Source organism: Rathayibacter sp. AC182 (assembly GCF_979253875.1).
This window is the reverse complement of record NZ_CEEDEK010000005.1, coordinates 377,448-395,034: the sequence shown is the minus strand read 5'-3', so window position 1 is coordinate 395,034 and position 17,587 is coordinate 377,448. Positions and strand designations below refer to the sequence as shown.

Below are 17,587 nucleotides of genomic sequence, written 5' to 3'. Positions count from 1 at the left end.
CCTCCCACCGGCTCCACCCTCCTCCGTGACCCTCACCGGCTCGGCGAGCTACGGTGGCAGCGTGCCGGTGACGAAGACCTTCACGGTCCAGGTCCTCCCCGAGGGCCTCGAGAGCTCGATCTACCTGCTCGAGGCCGGTCTCTCCGACGTCGACGTCGAGGACCCCTACCTCGAGAACGGCGAGAAGCAGACCGTCGAGTACCTGCTCAGCCTCGACCCCGAGCGCTTCCTCTACTCCTTCTACCGCGAGGCCGGCCTCGCCCCCACGACGACGTCCGGATACGGCGGATGGGAGCGCGACAGCAACGTCCGCTTCCAGGGCCACTTCTTCGGCCACTACGTCTCGGCGCTCTCGCAGGCCTACTCGACCGCCGAGGACCCGACCACGAAGGCGTCCCTGCTCGCCAAGCTGACCGCCTCGGTGGACGGCCTCAAGAAGGTCCAGGACGCCTACGCCCTCAAGGACCCGACCAACGCGGGCTACGTCTCGCCGTTCCCCGTGTCGTACCTCCCGTCGGGCGCCGACGGACTGCTCGTGCCGTTCTACAACCTGCACAAGGTGCTCGCGGGCCTCCTCGACGCCCAGAAGTACGCGCCCCGCGACGTGTCGGCCAAGGCCCTCACGGTCGCCGACGGCTTCGGCACCTGGATCCGCAACTGGGGCGGCCGCCAGGCCGACCCGACGCTGCTCCTGCGCACCGAGTACGGCGGGATGAACGAGGCGCTCTACAAGCTCTTCGAGCTCACCGGAAAGTCCGAGCACAAGCGCGCGGCCGAGTACTTCGACGAGAAGGCCCTGTTCGAGCGCCTCGCGAACAACGAGGACGTGCTCAACGGACTCCACGCGAACACGACGATCCCCAAGCTGATCGGCGCGCTCAAGCGCTACACGGTGTTCACCGACGACCCGGCGCTGTACGCCACGCTGACCGACGCCGAGAAGGCCGACCTCGGCATGTACCGCCGAGCCGCGGAGAACTTCTTCCGCATGGTCGACGAGACGCACACCTACGCCAACGGCGGCAACAGCGAGTCCGAGCACTTCCACGCCCCGGGCACGCTGTACCAGTACGCGACGAGCGGCCGCACCTCCGGATACGGCGAGAACTCGACGTCCGAGGGCTGCAACATCTACAACATGCTCAAGCTCTCCCGGGCGCTGTTCCAGGTGACGAAGGACGTCAAGTACGCCGACTTCTACGAGGACGCGTACATCAACGGCATCCTCGCCTCGCAGAACCCCGAGACCGGCATGGTCACCTACTTCCAGCCCCAGACCGCCGGCTACGCCAAGGTCTTCGGCAAGGAGCAGGACGAGTTCTGGTGCGACCACGGATCGGGCATCGAGAGCTTCACCAAGCTCGGCGACTCGATCTACTTCGAGGGCGAGCGCACGGTCTACGTGAACCTCTTCCGCTCCTCCGTCCTCAGCTCGCAGGCGTCGAACCTGAAGCTCACGCAGACGGCCGACATCCCCGACACCGACACCGCGACGTACTCGATCGCGGGCCTCGACGGCGGCGCCGTCGCCGAGGGCACGACCGTGCGCCTGCGCATCCCGTCGTGGGTCGACGGAGCACCCACCCTCACCGTGAACGGAGCACCGCGCAGCATCGCCTCGATCACCGAGGGCGGCTACGTCGTCGTCCCCGTCGCCGCCGGCGACACCCTCACCTGGAAGCTCCCGGCGAAGGTGACCGTCTCGGCCGAGACCGAGAACGCGAACTTCGCGGCCTTCAAGTACGGGCCCGTGCTGCTCGCGACCGAGCTGAACCGGAACAACGTCGAGGCCTCCTACCCCGCGGGCGTGCTCGTGCAGATGGGCGTCGCCGACAAGTCGGTCAACGCCAGCGTGACCGTCGCCGACGCGAACGCCTGGAAGGCCGGCATCCGGGACAACCTGGTGCGCCTGCCCGACGCCGTGAACAACAACGGCATGGAGACCATGCGGTTCGGCATGAAGAACGTCGACGCCGCCTCCGCGGCCCGCGTCTTCGAGCCGTACTACAGCCTCTACGACGCCCGGTACGCGACGTACCTCACGCTGATCGCCCCCGACTTCCCGGAGGCGCAGGCGCTGATCCTCAAGGAGAAGCAGCAGCTGCGCACCGACGAGACGACGATCGACTCGCTCACCTCGTTCGACAACAACAACAGCGAGGCCGACAAGAACTACAAGTACAACCGCTCGAGCGTCGGGACCTGGCGGGGAGAGGGTTACCGTGACGGCGAGCGCTCGCCCGAGGCGTGGTTCCAGTACGACATGATCGTCGACCCGACGCTGCCGAAGAACTACCTCGGTGTCCGCTACTACGGCGGCGACGCGGGGCGCACCTTCGACGTCCTCCTCAACGGCGTGAAGCTCAAGACCGAGGTGGTCTCGGGCGCGGCCGGATCGACGAACTGGTACATCCAGTACGACGAGATCCCCAAGGCGGTCCTCGACGGGATCGCCGCGCGGGACGGCTACAAGCGCGACCTCGCCGGCAACTACGTGCTCGACGCGAAGGGCCAGAAGGTGCCGGTCGTGACCGTGCGCTTCCAGGGCATCAACACGACGAGCAACGTCGGCGGCGTCTTCGGCGTCTACACGACCGAGTCGACCTCGTTCGGCACGAACGCCGAGCTCGCGAAGATGACGTCGGACGTCGGGACCCTCGCTCCGGCGCTGGCGACCGGTGTGCGCGACTACACGCTGACGGTGCCGGCCTCGACGACGAGCGTCTCGCTCGACCTCGACCCGGCCGTCGCGAGCGGACTGGTCCGCGTGGACGGCGTGCTGATCGACGACACCGAGCTGCGCACGGTGCGCCTGGCCGCGACGGGGACCACGAACGTCGTGATCACCTCCGCCGCCCAGGACCACACCACCACGGCGACGTACCGGCTGGCCATCGTGAGGGAGAGCGCCCCGGCGCTGAAGACCACGGTGAGCACGTCGTCGCGCTGCATCTCGGGCAAGGTCGTGCTGACCGTGACGGCGCGCAACGACTCGACGGTCGCGACGGGTCTGACCATCGCCTCGTCCTTCGGGTCGAAGGCGTTCACGGGAGTCGCTCCGGGGAAGACGGTGACGCACTCGTTCACGACCCGCGCCGCGTCGATCCCCGCCGGCACCGCGACGGTCACCGCGACCGGCACGGTCAACGGGTCGCCCGTGACCACGTCGACACCGGCGCCGTACACCGCGCGCACCTGCTGAGCGCACAGCACTGAACAACGGCGGCCGTCGGGGAGCACCTCCGGCGGCCGCCGTCCGTCCCGCCCGTCGTCCCGAGGAGGAGCCGATGACCGTTCTGACCGCGCCGCCGCCGGGGGCGGGGACCAGGGCCCGGCCGCCCCGGATGCTCGTCGGCGCGGGCCTCCTGACCGCGTTCCTCGTGCTGCGCGTCGTCGCCCCGCCCGAGGCGGCGCTCGCCGACACGGCGCGCGACTTCGCGACGCTGTCGATCAGCATCGTGATCGAGTCGCTGCCGTTCGTCTTCCTCGGCATCCTGCTGTCGATCGCGGTGCAGCTCTGGGTCCCCGAGCGCGTCCTGCTGCGGGTCCTGCCCCGGCGGGCTCTGCCGCGGAGGATCGTGATCTCGCTCCTGGGCGTGCTGCTGCCGGTGTGCGAGTGCGGCAACTGCCGCTCGCGCGCGGCCTGGTCGCGAAGGGGCTGAGCGTGTCGGAGTCGGTGACCTTCCTGCTCGCCGCGCCGATCCTGAACCCGATCACCGTCGTGACGACGTACCAGGCCTTCGGCTGGGCCGACGGGATCCTCGTCTCGCGGGTGGTCGGCGGCTTCGTGATCGCCAACCTCGTCGGGTGGCTGCTCAGCCTGCACCCGCGGCCGACCGAGCTGCTCACCCCCGTCTTCCGCGCGGTCTGCGCCGCGGGCGACGCGGCGCGCGGCTCGGGAGCGACCCGGGTGCGCCGGGGCTCTCGACGCTGGCGGACGAGACGAGCGCGATGCTCCCCGCGCTGTTCGTCGGAGCCGCGATCGCGGGGCTGATCCAGGTCGGCGTCTCGCGCGACCTGCTCACGACGCTGGGCGCGGATCCGCTCTGGTCGGTGCTGGCCCTGATGGTGCTCGCGTTCGTCATCTCGGTCTGCTCGAACGTCGACGCGTTCTTCGTGCTCTCCTTCGGCGGCACGTTCCTGCCCGGCGCGATCGTGGCGTTCCTCGTCTTCGGGCCCATGATCGACATCAAGATGCTGGCGCTGCTGCGCACGACGTTCACAGCGGGGGCGCTGGTGCTGCTCACCGCACTCGTGGCGCTCTGCGCCGCGGCACTCGGCTTGGCGGTGAACCTTGCCGCGTGAGGGCGGGCGCGTGGACGCGTTCGCCGGCCTCGTGCAGCGCTGGCAGGGCGTGGTCCTCAGTCTGATCGCGCTCGCGGCGACCCTGTGGCTGGCGGCGACCGGCCGGCTCGGGCTCTACATCCATCCGCGGTACTTCGTCTTCACGACCGTGCTCGCGGTGATCGCGGCGGTGCTGGTGGTGGTGGCCACGGCGGTCGTGCGGCCGGGCGGGCAGGGGCACGACGGGCACGACGGGCACGACGGGCACGACGGGCACGACGGAGCGGGCGAGGCGCCCGGCCGCTCCCGCCGGGGCCGCTCCGCCCTCGTCGCGGTCGGCGGCTCGGCGGTCGTTCTCGGCGCCCTCGTGGCCCTGCTCGTGCTGCCGCCGGCGACGCTGACCACCGCCACGGCGAGCTCCCGGCAGATGAACACCGGCGCGATCGAGGCGTCCGAGCCGACCGGCGAGTACGCCGACTACTCGGTGAAGGACTGGGCGGCGCTGCTGGCGCAGGGCGAGCCGGAGCAGTTCTTCGCGGGCCGCTCGGCCACGGTGAGCGGCTTCGTGACTCCCGACGAGGACGACCCCGAGAACGTGTTCTACGTCGCGAGGTTCGTGGTCACCTGCTGCGCCGTCGACGCGCAGCCGGTGGGCGTGCCCGTGCACCGGCCGGGCTGGCAGCAGGAGTACGAGGTCGACTCCTGGCTCGAGGTCTCCGGCGGGTTCGCGACCAACCCGAGCGCGACCAGCGCCGAGTCGATCGTGCTGGATCCCGATGTCCTCACCCGATCGCGGAACCGGCGATGCCCTATGTCTACTGAGCCCCGTCCGACCGACGGCGCCCCTCCGATGGACCGGCCGATGCGCCGCTACCGGCTCGTGCTGCGCTCGGCGGTGGGGGTGCTGCTGCTCCTCGTGGCCTCGCTGACGGTGGCGACCACGCGCCAGGGACCGCAGGTGACGAGCGTCCAGGTGAGCCCCGTCGGCGTGGTCGAGCGCGACGGGGCGCGGCTGCGCCTGCGGCTCGACCGGCCGGTGGACGGCTCGGTGGCCGAGCGCGTCTCGATCGAGCCGGCGGCCGGGTCCGAGGTGACGGTGGTGGGCTCCGAGATCACCATCGCCTTCACCGAGCTGCTGCGCTACGGCACCGAGTACACGGTGTCGATCGCCGACGTCCGCTCCCGCACCGGAACGACGTCGGATCTCGTGACGCGGTTCACGACGGCCGAGCCCGAGATCCTCGCGCTCGAGACCTCGGCCGACGGGCCGGATCGCATCACGGGCCGGCCGCTCGACGGCGGCGAGGAGCGGGTGCTCGTCGAGTCGAGCTCCGTGTCGGCCTACGCCGTGAGCGGCACGGTGCTGGCCGCGGTGGTGGAGGAGGGCGGCACGGTGCTCCTCGAGACGGTCGACGTGGTCACCGGCGCCCGGCGCACCGTCCCGATCCCCTCGGTGCCGATCGAGATCCGCGGCTCCTCCTCCGCACCCCGCATCGGCTACACCGTCGAGACGGCCGACGGACCGGTGCTGCGGACGCTCGACGTCTCGGACCCCCAGGCGGAGCCCGCCGTCGTCGCCGGGGAGGACGGCGCCCCGCTCACCATCGCGCAGTGGGCCTTCGAGCCCGGATCGACGTCGCTCGCGGCGCTCACGGAGGACGGCGTGCCCTGCGCGTGGACGCCGGCGCGGAGGCGCCGACCGTCCTCGGCGAGCACGCGGAGTTGCGCGGGTTCGTGCCCGGCACGTCCGATCTGGTGGTGTCGGACCCCGGCGGGGAGCGGTGGTGGATCTGCGCACCGGCCGCACGGCTCCGCTCGATCTGCCTGCCCGGGCGGACGGTGCGGCGTCGAGCGAGGAGCGGCTGCTCGACGGCTCCTCCTACCTGCGGACCGTCACGGACCGCTCCGGAGGCGCCTTCGACGTGTCGAGCGCCGTGGTCCTCTTCGACGGCTACGCCGAGCGCGAGCTCTTCCGCCCGGCCGAGGGCGCGACCCTCGTCGCGACCTGCCTGTCGCCGAACGGCCAGTACCTGACGGCGCTCACCGCCCCCGCCGGATCGACCGTGGTCGACCGCTCGGTGCTGATCGACGTCGAGACGGGTGCGTCCGATCAGGTGCTGGCGGGCGCGTCGCTCGACTGGTGCTGATCCCCGGCGGATGCGGGTGAAGCGTTACCGAACCGTTACAGGATCGGGGTCCGGGTGACCAAACCAGGGGTACCCGGCGAACGGGCAGGTCAGGGGCGAAAACTGCACCTATGAACGAGACAGCGGGACCCGTGCGCCAGAGGCGATTCCTCCTTCTCGCCGCCCTCGCAGGAGTCGTCACCGCCGGTGTCCTCCTCGCGGTCGCCGAGCTGGTCGCCCTCGCCGTCGCCCGGACGGCCAGCCCCGTCCTCGCGCTCGGCTCCTTCGTCGTCGACATCGTGCCGCGGCCCCTCAAGGAGTTCGCGATCACGACGTTCGGCGAGAACGACAAGATCTTCCTGCTCGCCGGGATCGGAGTGGCGGTCCTCGTCGCCTCGGCGCTCGCCGGAGTGCTGCAGCTGATCCGCCCGCCGCTCGGCCAGCTGATCCTCGTGCTCGCCGGCGTCCTCTCGATCGCCGCCATCGTCACCCGCGCCGGAGCGACTCCGCTCTCGGCCGTGCCGACCGTCGTCGGCCTCGTCGTCGCGATCGTCGTGCTGCACCTGCTCACCTCGCGTCTGCGCCGCTGGCGCTCGGCCCGCGCCGCGGAGGCGCAGGGCCGGGTCCCGGCGCACTCCGCCGGCCTCGAGCGCCGCGGCTTCCTCCGCGTCTCGCTGATCGCCGCCGTCGGCGCCGTGGTCGTGGGCGCCGGAGCCCGCGTCGTCAGCGCCGCCACCTCCACCATCGCCGGCGTCCGGGAGGCCCTGCGCCTGCCCAGTCCGCGCACCACTCTCACCGTGCCCGCCGGCGCCGAGCTCGACATCGACGGCCTCTCGCCGCTCTACACGCCCAACGCCGACTTCTACCGCGTCGACACCGCACTGACCGTGCCCAGCATCGATCCGTCGACCTGGACCCTGACCATCACCGGCATGGTCGACGAGGAGGTCGTGATGAGCTTCCAGGACCTCCTCGACATGGGCCTGGACGAGTACGGTGTGACTCTGACCTGCGTCTCGAACGAGGTCGGCGGCAACCTGGTCGGCAACGCGAAGTGGCTCGGAGTCCCGATCCGCGACGTGCTCGCCCGTGCGGGCGTGCAGTCCGGCGCCGACATGGTGCTGTCCCGGAGCGTCGACGGCTACACCGCGAGCACACCGCTCGGTGCCCTCACCGACGACGGTCTCGACGCGATCCTCGCTGTCGCGATGAACGGCGAGCCTCTGCCCCTGGAGCACGGCTTCCCGGTGCGGATGGTCGTGCCCGGCCTCTACGGCTACGTCTCGGCGACCAAGTGGCTGACCGAGCTGAAGGTGACCACCTTCGCCGCGGACGAGGCCTACTGGACGCCGCGCGGCTACTCCGCCGAGGCGCCGATCAAGATGTCGGCCCGCATCGACACCCCGGATCGACGCGGCCATCCCCGCCGGCCCGACCAAGATCGCCGGCATGGCGTGGGCCCAGACCGTCGGCATCGACAAGGTCGAGGTCAGCATCGACAACGGCGACTGGCAGCCCGCCACCCTCTCGACCCCGGTCAACACCGACACCTGGGTGCAGTGGTACGTCGACTGGCAGGCCGAGTCCGGCTCGCACTACGTCGCCGTCCGAGCGACGGACGCCAACGGCGAGCTCCAGATCGAGGAGCGCGCCCCCATCGCCCCCGACGGCTCCTCCGGCTGGCAGCGCACCCTCATCCGCGTCAGCTGACCCCGCTTGCACCGCTTCCGCGGTCGGAACCTCGGCCAGGAGTGGCCGTCGGGCGGCATGCTGGCCGGGCCGCGCTCCCGGCCGAGGTTCTGCGCGGTCCACCCGGCAGGAGGCCGGTGACGGACCCGCGCAAGCAAGGCTCATCGGCCCGATCCGGCGATTCTCGCGAGGATCGACCCTCTCAGCCTTCGTTGTGCGGGTCGAGGCGTTCGCAACCGAGGTCGGGAGCGGCTGCGCGGGCCGGAAGACCGTCAGCGGCCACTCCCGACCTCGGTTGCGGACAGGACTACTCGGCGCCCGCCGGCCGGAAGGACGCCGCGTGGTGCTCGGGAGCCAGGTGCGGACCCGTGCCGAGCATGCGCTCGCGGAAGGTCGCGCCGACCGGCTCCGGGTCGAGGCGGCCGCGGCGGCGCAGCTCCGGCTGCACCAGGGTCACGAAGTCCGAGAGCGATGCGATGCCGAACACCGCCTCGAGCATGATCCCGTCGAGGTCGGTCTCGTCCATCATCCGCTCGAGCTCGTCGGCCACCTCGGTGGGCGAGCCCGTCACCGCGAAGCCGCGGGTGCCCTTGCCCTTGAGCTCGTCGAGGATCTCGCGCACCGTCGGCGCCGTGCCGTCCGGGCGGCGGAGGAACCGCTCGATGTTGCTCGTGCCCATCTGCTCCGCCTGGTCGTCGAGCACGAGCTGCTCGGCGAGCGTGCGGTCGGGGTCGTACTGCAGCAGGTCCACTCCGGTGTTGCCCGCGTAGTAGTGGGCGGCCAGCTCGTCGGTCTGCAGCGCGTCGAACTCGGCCCGGAGCCGCGCCGCGTCCTCCGAGGTCTCGCCGACCACGACCGTCACCCCCACCATCACCTTGAGCGACGCCGGGTCGCGCCCGTTCTCGGCGGCCCGTCGACGGATGTCCGCGATGTCCGACGCCACCTTCGCGTACGTCGATCCCTGCACGAACACGCACTCCGCGTTCTTCGCCGCGAACGCCCGGCCCACGGGAGAGGTGCCCGCCTGGAACAGCAGGGAGAGCGCTGCGGCGACGGCGGCAGCGTGTGGTACCCCTCGGAGCGGTAGAACTCGCCCTCGAACGACACCGGACGGATCCGGGTCGGATCCGCGAAGACCCCGTTCTCGTGGTCGAGCACGATGACGTCGTCGTCGAGCCCGCCCTCCCAGAACGAGTACGTCACGTCGACGTACTCCTGCGCCGCCCGGTAGCGCTCGTCGTGCGGCACCATCGGCTGGCCGAGCATCGCGGCCATCGTGTTCTGGGAGGCGCCGGTGACGATGTTCCAGCCGATGCGGCCGCGCGTCACGTGGTCCAGCGTCGAGAACTTGCGCACCGCGTGCAGTGGGTGATCGGCTCCGGTGGTCGAGGTGACCACGAAGTTCAGCCGCTCCGTCACGACCGCGAGGGCGGGGATGATGTACGCCCCGTCGAGCGCGAAGGTCATGCCCGCCTCGATGAGCGTCGTCGAGAGCTCGCCGCGGCGGGAGGAGTAGCCGAAGGAGCCGCCCGCGAAGAAGAGGAAGTCGAAGCCGGCGTCGTCCAGCAGCCGCGCCATGCGCATCCAGTACTCGATGTCGCGGAAGTCGCCGTCGCGGCTGCGCTCGTGCGACCAGCTGATGGTGCCGCCGACGTGCGGGGTCCCCGCCTCGAACACTCCCAGAACGATCCTCTTCGGCATGCGCATCCCTTCGTCGAGTACGGCGATCGCCGCCCGTCCCTGAGGGACGAGCGGCGATCTGAACCAGTCGGTTCACCGTAGCGGAGCGAGGGCCGCGCGTCAGCCTCCCGACACCCCCGACACTCCGAAGCGGAACTCCAGACGGCCGTCGCGCGGCCGCACCAGGTACTCCGGATGCGTCCGCGCACCCCAGGAGTCGTCGCCCGCCACTCCGCGCCGCACCAGCGCCGGCCGCAGCACCGTGCGCTGCACGGGCGGCAGCTCGTTCGGGTGCCGCGCGTTCTCGACCTCGAACGGGGTCCAGTGCAGCGCCGAGAACTCCATCCCGCCGTCGCAGTCGAGACGCAACCCCCAGCCGTCGTCGCCGGTCACCTCGGCCCAGCGCACCCCGGTGCGGCTGCCCGACTCCTGGGGTTTGAGGTAAGGGGTCAGCTCCCGCGCCACGTCGCTCTCCCAGACGTCCAGTCGCGCGCCGAGGCGGCGGTCGGAGTAGCACTCGTCGGGTCCGTCGCCGTACCAGCGGAGGCGGTGCGCGTCGGCGCCCGTCGTCCACTGCATCCCGAACTCGGGCAGATCCGGCAGGCCGTCCGGCACGTCCATCGCGACGGTCACCTCGATCCGCCCGTCGCCGGTCACCCGGTAGTCGACGTCGCAGGTGGTGCGCGGCGTCGTCGGCAGCTCGTAGGTGAAGCCCACGGTGACGGCCGAGTCGTCGGAGGAGACGCGCGCGGTCCGCAGCGCCCCGCCCGCCGCACGGGCGTACCGGCTCGCGAGCAGCCACTGGCCGTCCTCGAACGGACCACCCCAGCCGCGCTCGTTCGACGTGGGCGCGTGCCAGAACGACGGCATCGGCATCGAGTCGAGCAGCTCGCGCCCGCCCTCCGGCCCGCCGCCCCAGCGGTACGACTGCAGTCCGCCGTGCAGGTGCGAGAAGAGGACGCTGAAGCCCTCGCCGCGCACGCCCACGTTGTGCGTGCCCTCGACGACCTCGGGCCGCGGGTGCCGCTCGGGGTGCGGTCGACCCTTCACCTCGAGCACGCGCTGGCCGCGGGCCACGACGTGCCCGGCCGGGGCCCAGCGCGTCGACGACGCCAGCCGCAGCTCGACGTCGAGCGTGTACTCGCCCGGCAGCTCGGGCACCGGCACCGGGCTCGCGAGGACCCCGCGCTCACCCGGCTGCACCGCGGTCTCGAGCGTCTGCTCGGCCAGCACGCGGCCCTCGCGCCGCAGCACGACGACCGCGTCGAAGTCCGACGACGGAGTCGACAGCAGTCGGTTCTCGATCGCGATCCCCTCCTGGGTCATCTCGATCCGGAACGGCTGGTAGAGGAACGCGACCTCCTGCAGCTTCGGCGTCGGCGCGCGGTCGGCGAACAGGATGCCGTTGCCGCTGAAGTCGCCGTCGTGCGGCGCCTCGCCGTGGTCGCCCTCGTAGCCGAAGAAGGGCACGCCGTGCCGGTCGACCATCGCGATCGCCTGGTCCGCGAAGTCCCAGATGAAACCGCCCTGGAACAGCGGCTCGCGGTCGGCCAGGTCGAGGTAGCGGTCGACCGCGCCGAAGGAGTTGCCCATGGCGTGCGCGTACTCGCACAGCACGAACGGCTTGTCGCGGTGCTCGCGCAGGTACTCCTCGACCTCGGCGGCCGGCGTGTACATCTGGCTGACGACGTCGGTCGTGTCGGGGTAGCGGGAGTCCCAGTGCACGCCCTCGTAGTGCACGGGGCGGTCGTCGACCTCGCGGAACCAGTCCGCCAGGTCGCGCAGCACACTGCCGCCGAACGACTCGTTGCCCAGCGACCACATCACCACGCTCGGGTGGTTCTTGTCGCGCTCGACGAGGCTCGTCGCGCGGTCGCGCAGCGCGGCGGCCCAGCGGCCGTCGTCGCCCGGCACCGCGTCCTCGAGCGGAGCATCGAGGTAGCGGACCCGGTCCCACACCCCGTGCGTCTCGAGGTTCATCTCGTCGACCACCAGGAACCCGTACTCGTCGGCGAGCTCGTAGAAGAAGGAGTTGTTGGGGTAGTGGCTGGTGCGGATCGCGTTCACGCCCGCGCGCTTGAGGATCCGCAGATCCTCCTCGGTCTGCTCGCGCGTGACGACGCGCCCGTTCGCGCCGAACTCGTGCCGGTTCACTCCGAAGAACACGACGCGGCGGCCGTTGAGCTTCAGCACTCCGTCCTCGATCGCGAAGCGGCGGAGGCCCACCGACTGCGGCACCACCTCCGTCTCGGCGCCCTCCGCATCGTGCACGCGCACGACGAGGCGGTGCAGGTGCGGGTCCTCGGGGCTCCACAGCCGCGGGTCGGCCAGCCGGATGCGGTGGCGCCCGTCCTCGTCCTGCCGCAGCACTCCGACTCCCTCGAGCTCGACGACCGCCGTGCCCTCGCCGTCGAGGCTCGGCTCGACGACGATCTCGGCCGACCCGTCCTCGACGAGAGTGCTCACGCGCAGGTCCTCGAGGTGCGTCCGCGGCCGGCGCAGCAGCACAACGTCGCGGAAGATCCCCGAGAAGCGGAAGAAGTCCTGGTCCTCGAGCCACGATCCGGCGCTCCACTTGACCACCTGTGCGGCGAGCACGTTCTCGCCCGCGACCAGCAGCTCGGTGAGGTCGAACTCGGCCGGCGAGAAGCTGTCGGCCGAGAAGCCGAGCCAGCGGCCGTTCAGCCAGAGCGCGATGGCGCTCTCGGCGCCGCGCACGTCCAGCGCGATCCGCTCGCCCGGCGCCGGCGGCGCGTCGAGGGTGAACACCGTCCGGTACGACGCGACTGGATTGAAGCGCTGCGGAGCCTGCCCGGGCGCGAGGTCCTCGTGCCCGTCCCACGGGTACTGCGTGTTCACGTACTGCGGGCGGTCGTAGCCGTGCAGCTGGATGTGCGCGGGGACCGGGATGGTGTCCCAGCCGGCAGCGTCGAAGTCCGGCTGCTCGAACCCGGGGACCGTGCCCGCGAGGTCGGGCGAGTAGTGGATCCGCCAGAGCCCGTTCAGCGACTGCTCGAACGAGCTGACGCCCGTCGCGGCCTCGTCCACCGACCGGAACCAGCGGTGATCGGAGTGGGGCGGGCGCCGGTTCTCGGCGAAGTAGCCCGGGTCGGACAGCCGCGAGGGGTCGAAGCCCGGGGCGGCCGGGGCGGCGGGCCGAGCCTCGTGCGCGAGGCTCACTTGATCGCCCCCGTGATGCCCTCGGCGAACGAGCGCTGCAGGATCATGAAGACGACCATCGTCGGCACCGAGGCCAGCAGCACGGCCAGCATCAGCACTCCGTAGTCGGTCACGTACCCGGCGGCGAGGTTCGAGATCAGCATCGGCATGGTCTGGAAGTCGTTGTTGACCAGGATCACCTTGGGCCAGAGGAAGTTGTTCCAGGCGGTCATGAAGGTGATGACGGCGGCGGCCGCGTAGGTCGACTTCATCGACGGCAGGTAGATGCGGGCGAAGATGCCCAGCTCGCTCACCTCCGTCGATCCGGGCGGCCTCGATGATCTCGTAGGGGAACGAGCGCGACGCCTGGCGGAACAGCAGGATCAGGAACGGGGTCGAGATCGCCGGGATGATGACCGCGGCGAGCGAGTTGACCATCCCGACCTCGGCGAAGACCTGGAAGAGCGGGATCATGGTCGCCGCGAACGGGATCATGATCGCGATCAGGAGGATCGCCATCACGAGGTCCTTGCCCCGCGAGTGGAAGACCTCGAAGCCGTAGCCGGCGATCGAGCAGACGATCAGGGCGAGGATCGTGGTGCCGATGGCGACGGTGGCGGAGTTCCACATCGCTCCGCCGACGTCCTGCAGCCCCGAGAGCTTGGCGAAGTTCTCGAACAGCTGCGTGCCGGGCAGCATCCGCGAGTCGAGCACGTCCTGGCTGGTGTTGGTCGCCGAGACGGCCATGAAGTACAGCGGGAAGATCGAGAAGATCGCGAAGACCGTCAGGAACGCGTACTTCGGCACCGCGCGCAGGCGCGAGGCCACCGGGACCGAGCGCTTGGGCGGGGTCGTGGGCCCAGAGGACTCCGTCTCGGGGAGCGAGAGGACGGGGTCCGTCACGGGGAGGGTGCGGGCGGGGTCAGTCACGCTTGTCACCGACTTTCAGCTGGGCGAACGCGAGGACCGCGACGAGGATGAGGATCACGTAGGACAGTGCCGACGCGTAGCCGAAGTTCGGGTTCTTGAGGAACGAGACCTCGTAGAGGTAGTGCGACATCGACATGGTCGTGTACGCCGGTCCGCCCCGGGTCAGCGCCCACGACTCGTCGAAGAGCTGCAGGGTGCCGTTCGTCGACATGATCGCGGTGAGCAGGATGATCGGCTTCAGCTGCGGGATCGTGACGTGGAAGAAGGTCTGCAGCGAGCTCGCGCCGTCCATCTTCGCCGCCTCGATGCTCGAGTAGTCGACGTTCTGCAGGGCCGCCAGGTAGAAGACCATGTTGTAGCCGGTCCAGCGCCAGAGCAGTCCGAGGATGATGACGAAGCGCGCGGTCTCGGGGTTGCCGAGCCAGTTGATCGGGCCGTCGATCAGGCCGATTCCCAGCAGCACGTCGTTGACGAAGCCGTCGTTCGCGAAGATCGTGCGGAACACCAGCGAGTACGCGACGAGTGAGACGGCGCAGGGCAGGAAGATCGCGGTGCGCCAGAAGGTCTTGTACTTCAGCGTGCGGTCGTTGAGCAGGTTGGCGAGCACCAGCGCCATGATCAGCATCACCGGCACCTGGATGAGCAGGTAGATGAAGGTGTTCTGCAGCGTCAGGCGGAAGATCTCGTCCTGCAGCAGCCGCTCGTAGTTGAGCCAGAAGGGCTGCGCGAACGAGAGGTTCGCGCCGCGTCCGGTCTGCAGCGAGAGCAGGAACGCCTGCGCCATCGGCAGGAAGCTGACCAGCAGGATCAGCAGCGAGGCCGGCAGGAGGAACGCCCAGCCGGTGAGGCTGCGGCGGCGCTCGCCGGTCATCCTCACGGGTCGGCGGGAGTCGCGCTGCCTCTGCGGAGGAGTGCGGGGTCGGGTGCGCGGTGGCGCGGAGGTCGTCACGGGGTGCTCGCAATCTGCAGGAGGAGGGGGAGAGGGGGCCGGGCCGGGGCTCGCGCCCCGGCCGGCCGAGGGCCTGCTGGACACGAGACCGCCGTCGCGAGCACGGCCTGATCGTGCGAGCTGCAAGGAGCGGATCGAAGGCCAATGCGGGGCATTGGACGAGATTCGCGACGCCGCAGATCGTGCGATCAGGACGAGCGGAGCACGCGGGATCGTGTTCAGCGAGGCCCTTGCGGTCAGCTCATCGCGAACTCGACGTTCGCCTGCGCCTCCTCGAGCGCCTTGGCCGGGTCGGCGCCTCCGATGATCTGCGTGATCGCCGCGCTGACGGAGTCGCGGCCCTCGTAGTAGTACGCACCGGTGTTGTTGCTGGGCACCTCGGCGCCGAACTGCGCGACCTCCGAGAAGATCGGCTGTCCGCCGAAGTACTCGCTGGGCTGCTCGTACGCGGCCGAGGACGCGGCGGGGAGCCAGTTGGCGACGGCGCCGGTGGCCGGGAGGATCGTGTCGTACAGCTCGGTCGAGCCGGCGAAGGTCGACGCGAGGAAGTCGGTCGCGAGGTCGACGTCGGCGTTCGAGCTGATCGTCCACGACGATCCGCCGTTGGCGGTGTAGTTGGTCGCACCGTCGACGCTGTCGAGCGACGGGACGTTGGTGACCTGCCACTTGCCGGCCTGGTCCTCGGCCGCCTGGATGGATCCGACGATCCAGATGCCGTTGATCGTGCCGCCGACCGAGCCGTTCACGAAGGTGCCGAGGTACTCGTCCCACGAGTTGACCTCGACGAAGACGCCCGACTCGACGAGCTGCTTGTAGGTGTCGATTGCGCTGAGCAGCGCGTCGTTGTCGCTGATCGTGGGCATGCCCTCGTCGTCGAAGAGGCTCGCTCCCGCGCTCTGCAGCATCATCATGATCATGTCGGCGGAGCCCGCCTGGCCCGACAGCAGCGGCGAGCCGGTCTTCGCGAGGACATCCTTGCCCTTGGTCAGGAACTCGTCCCAGGTGATGTCGGTGAAGTCGGCGACGGTGTACCCGGCCGCCTCGAGGACGTCGGTGCGCAGCGCGGTGACCGCGGTGCCGGAGTCGAACGGGACGCCGTAGTTCACGCCGTCGACGGTGGAGTACGCGGTGACGGCCTCGGGGAACTCCGAGAAGTCGACGGCGTCGGTCGAGATCTCGCTGAAGATCTCGGGGAAGTTGAGCGCGTTCTTCTGGAACGCGTTGTTCTGCATGAGGAAGATGTCGGGCAGCTCCTCGTACTGCCGCGACTGGGCGAGGGTCGTGAGCTTGGGCTGCAGGTCCTCCCACGGCGTCTCGATGATGTCGAGCGAGAAGTCGGGGTTGTCCTTCTGGTAGATCTTCTCGGCCTTCCTCGAGCGCGGCGATGTTGAACGCCGGGTCCCAGGCCCAGACGGTCAGGGTGTTGTCCCCGTCCCCTCCGCCGTCGCCGCCGGAGGACGAGCCTCCGCCGGAGCAGGCCGTCAGGGCGAGGGCGAGCGGGAGGGCGACGGCGACGGCGGTCGTGACCTTCTTGGAGAGAGTTCGCACGGTGTCTGTTCCTTGTCTGTGATGCAGGTGCTGGTGGTGGGTGCAGGGTGTCTGGCGGGTCGTGGAGGCCGTCGGAACGGGCGGATCGGGGTGGGATCCGCCCCGTCCGGGGACGGCGGGGAGCGCGCTCGGGGGTCCGAGCGCGAGCGGTGAGGAGGTCAGCGCAGCGGCTGCGGAAGGGCGCGTGAGGCGCCGGCGGCCGCAGAGAGGGGAGCGCAGCGGCGGGGGAGTCCGCGGCGGAAGCACCGGCGACGGCGAGGATCATCGCAGCGGGAGCGGAGATCACCGGGTGGTCGGGCTGGGAGGCCCGAGCGGCGGCGAGGACGCCGTTCCGCCATCGGAGCGCCGGGCTCGTCGCCGGGCGGGTGGTCGATCGGTCGATCGAGCGGGTCAAGGGAGTCCTCCGTCATCGCAGGTCCTGCGTGGTACAGCGCTGTACCACGGGGGCGAATCTAGACCGCGGGATGCTCCGACCGCAAGAAGCGTTTTCCGCCGGGCCTCGTCGTGGCGCGCTCGATGACCCGCGAGTGGCCGTAGTCGGTCGTCGTCGGCCCCGCCTCGCGGTCGATGCGGGCGATCAGCCGGTCCAGCGCCGTCTCGGCGATCCACGCGATCCGCGAGTCCATCGTCGTGAGGGGCGGATTCAGGTACGCCGACTCCTCGACGTCGTCGAAGCCGATGACCTGGACGTCCTCGGGGATCCGCAGCCCGCCCTCGCGCAGGGCCGAGACCGCTCCGATGGCGAGGCCGTCGTTCAGGCACACCAGGCCGTCGAACGGGATCCCCGACTCGACGAGGTCGCGCGTCACGCGGAACCCCGAGCCGATCGTCCAGTCGTAGCCCGAGACGCCGACCAGCCGCGGATCCAGCACGCGTCCCCGACGCCCGCACCTCCTCGAGCACGCCGCGCAGCCGCAGCTCCGCGTTGCCCTCGCGGGCGGCTCCGATGCTCGCGGCGTCGAACGGCACGTGCGCGCCCACCACCGCGATCGACGTGCTGCCCCGCTCGAGCAGGTGCGCGGTGGCGGTGCGGGCGTCGTCGACGTCGTCCGTGGTCACCCGATCGGTCAGACCGTAGGTGTTCCGCGAGCCGAGGCAGACGAGCGGGTACGGCACGTCCAGCGCCTCGCGATCGAGCGTCTCGTGCTCCGACAGCGAGAGCAGCAGGCCGTCGGTGAGCTGCGAGTTGAACTGCTGCAGCAGCCTGCGCGGAGCCGGTGCG

General features: G+C 70.5%; 6 protein-coding genes and 4 pseudogenes. 5 read left to right on the top strand and 5 right to left on the bottom strand.

Translation table 11 applies throughout. The features are described from left to right. Positions 1-25 precede the first annotated feature (25 nt). The 5 genes and pseudogenes from AC0CII_RS12405 (at position 26) to AC0CII_RS12385 (ending at position 8,120) form a co-directional block, all read left to right on the top strand. Positions 26-3,202 (top strand): beta-L-arabinofuranosidase domain-containing protein, encoded by a 3,177-nt coding sequence (locus tag AC0CII_RS12405; RefSeq protein WP_465229601.1) that lies wholly within the window; start codon positions 26-28, stop codon positions 3,200-3,202. 85 nt (positions 3,203-3,287) lie between these two features. Then, positions 3,288-3,994, top strand: a pseudogene (locus AC0CII_RS12400) (permease). Beyond that, positions 3,952-4,305: a permease gene (locus AC0CII_RS12395; protein ID WP_465229600.1), complete on the top strand. Its 354-nt coding sequence runs from the start codon at positions 3,952-3,954 to the stop codon at positions 4,303-4,305. Before AC0CII_RS12400 ends, AC0CII_RS12395 begins: the two are co-directional and overlap by 43 nt. Before the next feature lie 10 nt (positions 4,306-4,315). Then, positions 4,316-6,451, top strand: coding sequence for a TIGR03943 family putative permease subunit (locus AC0CII_RS12390; RefSeq protein ID WP_465229599.1), 2,136 nt, complete (start codon positions 4,316-4,318; stop codon positions 6,449-6,451). Positions 6,452-6,541: 90 nt separating this feature from the next. After that, positions 6,542-8,120 (top strand): annotated as a pseudogene (locus AC0CII_RS12385) (molybdopterin-dependent oxidoreductase). 286 nt (positions 8,121-8,406) lie between these two features. Here the strand turns inward: AC0CII_RS12385 and AC0CII_RS12380 are convergent. The 5 genes and pseudogenes from AC0CII_RS12380 to AC0CII_RS12360 all read right to left on the bottom strand — a co-directional run. Further along, a pseudogene (locus AC0CII_RS12380) lies at positions 8,407-9,677 on the bottom strand (NtaA/DmoA family FMN-dependent monooxygenase). 222 nt (positions 9,678-9,899) lie between these two features. Further along, the gene (lacZ, locus tag AC0CII_RS12375) at positions 9,900-13,868 is read right to left on the bottom strand and encodes a beta-galactosidase, LacZ type (RefSeq protein WP_465229598.1); all 3,969 of its coding nucleotides are present in this window, start codon (positions 13,866-13,868) and stop codon (positions 9,900-9,902) included. Then, complete coding sequence (locus AC0CII_RS12370) at positions 13,861-14,739, bottom strand: carbohydrate ABC transporter permease (RefSeq protein WP_465227548.1); 879 nt, start codon at positions 14,737-14,739, stop codon at positions 13,861-13,863. The genes lacZ and AC0CII_RS12370 overlap by 8 nt, the downstream gene beginning before the upstream one ends. Before the next feature lie 314 nt (positions 14,740-15,053). Further along, the gene (locus AC0CII_RS12365; RefSeq protein ID WP_465230889.1) at positions 15,054-16,136 is read right to left on the bottom strand and encodes an extracellular solute-binding protein; all 1,083 of its coding nucleotides are present in this window, start codon (positions 16,134-16,136) and stop codon (positions 15,054-15,056) included. 681 nt (positions 16,137-16,817) lie between these two features. Continuing rightward, positions 16,818-17,288, bottom strand: a pseudogene (locus tag AC0CII_RS12360) (substrate-binding domain-containing protein); the annotation flags it as partial. Positions 17,289-17,587: the final 299 nt, after the last annotated feature.